The sequence below is a fragment of the Rubrivirga sp. genome (assembly GCF_049648075.1).
Taxonomy (GTDB): Bacteria; Bacteroidota; Rhodothermia; order Rhodothermales; family Rubricoccaceae; genus Rubrivirga.
On record NZ_JBARYR010000057.1, the window covers coordinates 1 to 5,671 of the forward strand.

The 5,671-nt window shown below is 67.6% G+C and carries 4 protein-coding genes; all 4 read left to right on the forward strand.

The features are described 5' to 3' along the window. Positions 1 to 1,410, forward strand: a 1,410-nt coding sequence (locus WBA11_RS01625) for an SLBB domain-containing protein (protein ID WP_424518986.1), incomplete at its 5' end; no start/stop codon positions are given. Positions 1,411 to 1,414: 4 nt separating this feature from the next. Next, complete coding sequence (locus WBA11_RS01630) at positions 1,415 to 2,665, forward strand: GumC family protein (RefSeq protein WP_424518987.1); 1,251 nt, start codon at positions 1,415 to 1,417, stop codon at positions 2,663 to 2,665. Continuing rightward, positions 2,662 to 4,086: an O-antigen ligase family protein gene (locus WBA11_RS01635; protein WP_424518988.1), complete on the forward strand. Its 1,425-nt coding sequence runs from the start codon at positions 2,662 to 2,664 to the stop codon at positions 4,084 to 4,086. The genes WBA11_RS01630 and WBA11_RS01635 overlap by 4 nt, the downstream gene beginning before the upstream one ends. After that, positions 4,083 to 5,501, forward strand: coding sequence for a flippase (locus tag WBA11_RS01640; RefSeq protein WP_424518989.1), 1,419 nt, complete (start codon positions 4,083 to 4,085; stop codon positions 5,499 to 5,501). Before WBA11_RS01635 ends, WBA11_RS01640 begins: the two co-directional genes overlap by 4 nt. Positions 5,502 to 5,671 lie beyond the last annotated feature (170 nt).

Here is a 5,671-nt window from a genome sequence, read left to right on the forward strand (position 1 = left end):
GCCGCCGGCCGGACCCTGGCGGCCGTCCGCGCCGACGCCCGCTCCGCGCTCCGCAACCGCTACCGCAACATTCCCACCGACGTCGCGCTCGCCGTCCCCCGGCGGTTCTCGGTCTACGTCTCGGGCGCGGTCCCTTTCCCAGGACGCCAGATCGTGACAGCTCTCGGCCGCATCGAGGACGCCATCGCCGAGACCACGGACGAGTTGAACCCGCTCGAGCTGGCCGACTACGAGACGCCGGCCCGCTTCGAGGTCGAACGGCGCGTCGCGCTCAGGAACGTCCGCGTGACCGACCTCGAGGGCGACGAGCGGCGCGTCGACCTCTACCGCTACTACGTGACTGGCGACCTCGACTTCAACCCGCTCCTCGAGGACGGCGACGCCGTCTTTGTACAGACGTTCGACCCGGTCCGCGAGGGCGTCTCGGTCAGCGGTGACGTGGAGCGGCCGGGCACCTACGACTGGCGCCAGGACGATACGGCCGAGGCGCTTGCGGCCGTCGCAGGCTCGCCTCTAGAGGGAACTGTCCGGCGCACTCGGGCCGAGGGAAGCCGCACCGAGAGCGTCGAGGTCGCCCTCGAGGACGCCGCCACGTTGGACATTCGCCCTCGAGATCAGATCACGATCCTATCCTCGACGCCCGACGCGGGTTACGCGACGGTCGTGGGCGAGGTCGAGTACCCGGGCACCTACCCGATCGTATCGGGGCAGACCGATCTCGAGATGCTCGTGCAGGCAGCAGGAGGGCTCACGCCAGAGGCGCTCGTCCGCGGAGCGTATCTCGAAAGAACCGCCCGCTCGGAGCCCCAGGCCGCCCTCGACCCCCTCGCCTACCCCACCGACCGCCCAGTGACCATCGGTGCGTTCGACTCGACGGTAACGGCGCTCGGCCAGCTCAGCGACCTCGGCCTGGTTGGCCGGCGGTACTATGTCCAGCAGTACGCCGCAACACCGCGTTTGTCTGTCGACATCGGGCCGGCCATCGAGGGCGCGTCCCCGGTAACGCTGCGCGATGGGGACCGCCTCGTTGTACCCCGTGACCTCGGGGCTGTCCGTGTGTTCGGTCAGGTCGGCTCCCCAGGATATCTCCCCTTCGAGGACGGGTTGACGGCACAGAATTACGTAGATCGAGCCGGTGGAGCGGGACCAGTCGCGACGACGATCTATGTCGTCGACGCTCGGACGGGCCGGTTCGCTCCAGGACCGGAGACGCTAATCGAGGCAGGCGACGCTGTGTTCGTAGACCGCATCCCGACCTCAGACTCCCCACAGATCGAAAACCTTGCGCTACAGTCTCAGCGCGAAGAGCGAGAGGCGACACGCGACCGGCGACAGTTTCTGATCCAAACGGTCGCCACGTCGATCTCCGCGATCAGCACGTTGATCTTCGCGTACACCCAGCTCCGGTAGCGGCATGGCACGAGAGACTTCTCCAGAGATCACGCCCCACGACCTTGGTGCCGCCGGCGACGGTGCCGGCGCTCCTCCGTACACCGTGGACGACGAGTACCGCCTCGCCAACGAGACCACGACCGACCGGCTGTGGTGGGCCGCGGGCGTCGTCTACCGCGCCAAGTGGTGGATCATGGCGCTCACCGTGCTGGTGGCCGCGGCGTCGGTGTACCTCACGCTCCAACTTCCCAACGAGTACCGGGCCGAGACGCGCGTCCTCCTTCCCGAGTCGGGGAGCGGAGGCCTGCTCGCCGGCGCGCTTAGCAACCTGCCTCCCGCCGCAGCGGCTCTCCTCGGCGGCGGCGGCGGCGGCGGGTTCACGCGCTACATGGCCATCTTAGAGAGCCGCACGACGCTCGAGACCATCGTCGACCAGTTCGATCTGGTCCAGGTCTACGACCTCGAGGACGAGGACTTCCCCAGACAAGATGCCATCGGCGAGCTCTCCGACCGGGCCGAGTTCGAGGTCAACATCGACTTCGACTACCTCGGCATCTCCGTCCTCGACGAGAGCCCCGAGCGCTCCGCTCAGCTCGCCAACTACTTCGTCGAACGGCTCAACGAGCGGTACATCGAGTTCCAGGCGAGCAGCGCAGCCGAGAACCGGGAGTTCCTCTCCGACCGGCTCGACCAGGCCAACCTCGACCTCGACGACGCCCAGGCCCGGATGCAGGAGCTTCAGGAGCGAACCGGAGTCGTCCAGCCGACGGCCCAAGCCGAGGCCCTGTTCTCCTCGATCGGTCAAGCGCAGGCTGAGGTCTCCACCGCAGAGGTCGCCTACCGATCCCTGCTGTCCCAGTTCGGACCGGAGAACCCCGACGTCCAAGCGGCCCGTGCCGGCCTCGAGGCCGCCCGCAGCCAAGTCCAGCGGCTCACGGGTGGCTCCGAGGTTGGGCTACCGTCCGTCGCTCGTCTTCCTGGCGTACAACGGCAGTACGCCGAGGTCATGCAAGACCTCGAGATCCAGCGGGCCATCATCGAGACCATCCAGCCGCTCTACGAGCAGGCCGCTCTCCAGGAGCAGCGTGACGCCGACGCCGTCCAGGTCCTCGATCCTGCCATTCCTCCGACCAAAAAGTCGGAGCCTGGCCGGTCCATCATCGTAATCGGCGCGACGCTCTCGGCCTTCTTGGTCGGTATCGCTCTCGTGCTGGGCATCGCGATGTTGCGGGCACATGGCCCAGCCGTCTTCGCCCGCCTTCGAGCGGCATGACGCCCGGCGACACGGCCAACCGGGAGCGGTTTCTCTTGACGGCCGCCGCCGCGATCGCCGGCGTCCTCGCGATCGGCATCGTTCTTCTGATGGCGGCCGGGGGTTCTCCGGCCGTGTGGGCGATCGCCGTGCTCGTCGGGGGCGGACTCGGGCTCGCGCTCTGGCAGCCGTCCCCGCTCGCGCGGCTCACGGGCGTGCTCCTTCTCCAACTCGTCCAGCTCGGTGGCGAGGAGGGGACGTCCGCCCTCGAGGCCGTGGCCGGACTCGCCTTGGTGGCCTACATCGGCCACTGGTACGTCGTAGCGGTGCTGTCCGGCCGCCCCCTCGTCCGCAACCTGTTTGACGCGGCGGCGGTGACGTACGGGACTGTTGGGTTCGTCGTCGCCATCGGCCTGGGCCTGTTCTTCGGCCCCAACCCGTACGATTTCCGGGCCGACATCATCGCGACGATCCCGTTCCTCCTGTACCTCCCCGTCAAGGAGCTCTGCGCCAAGGACGACCGGGCCGGAACGGCGATCGGAGTTGTGCTCTGCACCTTTGGGCTTTTCGCGGCGCTCCAGAACGCGGTCCTCTTCCGCAGCGCCGTCTCTAGCGCGGAGGCCCTCTACAAGGTCGCCGACGCCCGGTTCAATATTGGAGAGACCTCGATCACGGCAGGACTGATGATCGCACTGGCTAGCGCGGCGCTGTCGCGGAGACGATGGTTTGCGCTCGGCTCGATCGCCGTCGCCGGGATCCTCATCGCGGGCCTTGTGATCACGAAGTCGAGAGGCTTCTGGATTTCAGCGCTGTTCGGAATCGTAGCGATGGCAGTCGTAGCGCCGGGTCGAGGCCGGCGCCGGATCATCGGATATGGCACGCTCGGCGCGGTGGCTGTCGTAGGGTTAGCAATTGCTGTGCTCGGTGACCAGCTCACCGTCGTCGCTCTTGGCGCCCTCGACAGGCTCGTCTCGATCGGGACTGCGACGCAGGACATCTCGCTGATCAACCGGTTCGCGGAGAGTGACGCGGTATGGGACAAGATCAAGGCCAATCCCATTTTGGGGTACGGATGGGGCGTACAGTTCTCGTACTACAGCGTGGTCGCGGACGGCACGCGGGACTGGGCGTTCCTGCACAACGGCTACCTGTCTCTATGGTACAAAACGGGCCTGTGGGGCCTGATCCTGGTGATGACCGTCTGGATCGGAGCCATGGCGCGGGCGGCCAAGGCGGCGCGGCTCCTCACACTTCGTCTACGCGACCGAGCCCTAGCGCTCGCAGCCGGGGCGACGATGGCGGCGTTCACGCCGGTCGCGATCTCATCGAACCCCTTTCTGATCCTCGATCAGGTGATGATCGTGACGGTGGTGATGGCGCTCGCTCACGGGATGGCCGACCGGGCAGCCGTGGCCCGACCGGATCGCGCTAGCGCACCGTGAGTCAGAACTCGCGGCTCGCCAAGAACGTGGTCGTCTTGGGGCTCGCACAGGGCGCGACGCTCCTGTTCGGGTTCATCTCGTGGGTCCACTTCGGCCGATCTCTCGGAGCTGAGCGCCTAGGGATGCTGGCGTTCGGAATGGCGCTGGTAGCCTACTTCGTCTTGGCCGTCGCACTCGGGTTCGACGCTGTGGGAGTCCGCGAAGTCGCACGGAGCGCGGACCGCGAGAAAGAGATCGTCCCAAATCTTCTGGGCGTCCGCTTGGTGCTGGCGTTCGTCGCGACCGTCGTCTTTGTGGGTCTAGCAGAAGTCCTCGGCCTCGAGCCGATCTACAAAAACGCTGTCTTGGTGCTGAGCGGTCTGATCCTAGCCCGCGCGATCCAACTCGACTGGGTATACCAGGCTCGCGAGCAGATGGGGAAGGTTTCGGCCAGGAATACCGCCGCAGCCGGCGTCACGGCCCTGATCGCGCTCGCCTTCGTGCGAGGCCCCGAGGACCTCGCGATCGCGGCGGCGGCACTAGCAGCAGGCCCGTTCGTCGCCAACCTCGTCTTGCTGGCCGTCTACGCCCTCGAGGTCGGCGTCCCGCGACCTCAGTTCGAGCGTGCGGCGTGGAAGGCGTTGCTCGCTCCTGCGCTTCCTCTCGCGGCTTCGTCTCTGGTCAGCCAGTTCTACTACAACGCGGACAAGCTGATGCTCGAGGCGTTCCGGGCGACGGCAGAGGTGGGGCTGTACGAGGTGGCGTACAAGCTGTACGCGATCGCGGTCGCGCCGGCCGGCGTGCTCTACCTCGCTTTCTATCCGGCTCTGTCGAGCGCCTTCGAGGACCGAGACGCGATGGTCCAAGAGAGCCGGCGGTACGGGGGCATCCAGTTCGTGCTCGGCCTGCCGCTGGCCCTCGCCGGTGTCGTGCTCGCGCCGGATCTCGTCGAGCTGGTTTTCGGAGCGGAGTATCTCGGCGCGTCGACCGCCCTCCGCATCCTGTTCGCCTACGCGGGGCTCTCGTACGTGAGCATGACGTTCGGCGTCCCGCTCATGGCCTGGAACGACGAGAAGGGATACATGCGCTCCGTCCTTGGCGGCGGCGTCGCCAACGTCATCTTGAACGTGTCGCTCATCATCCCGTTCGGGCTCGTCGGAGCGGCGATCGCGACGATCGCGAGCGAGGCCATCGTGACCGTGGGCATGGCGGTCCGGTACCGCCGCCTGACCGGGACGCTCCTCCCGGCGACGCTGGCGCGCGGCGCGGTGGTCGGCGCGGTGGGCGGGATCGCGCCGGCCGTGCTCGGACTGTGGTTGGGTCTTCCGATCTTCGGGACGCTCGCGCTCGTGGCCCTCGCCACAGGGCTGGCCGGCTGGGCCTCGGGCCTGGTCGACCCCCGCATGTTGATCGCGATTCTCACCCGCCGCCCGTGACGCCGCCTCTCCCTGACCGTTCCGTCCTCGAGGACGCGGTGCGCCTCGTGGAAGCCTCGACACCACGGTCCACGTGACGCAGCCCGACCTCTTGATCGTCGCCCCGTACGCGGGCGGGCACCACGACGAGTACGTGCGGTGGCTCGTGCGCGGGCTCCGCGAGCGGGGCG

Excerpts from the sequence above, each read along its gene's own strand:
- WBA11_RS01630 (WP_424518987.1), top strand. The coding sequence starts at position 1,415 with ATGGCACGAGAGACTTCTCCAGAGATCACGCCCCACGACCTTGGTGCC.
- WBA11_RS01635 (WP_424518988.1), top strand. The coding sequence starts at position 2,662 with ATGACGCCCGGCGACACGGCCAACCGGGAGCGGTTTCTCTTGACGGCC.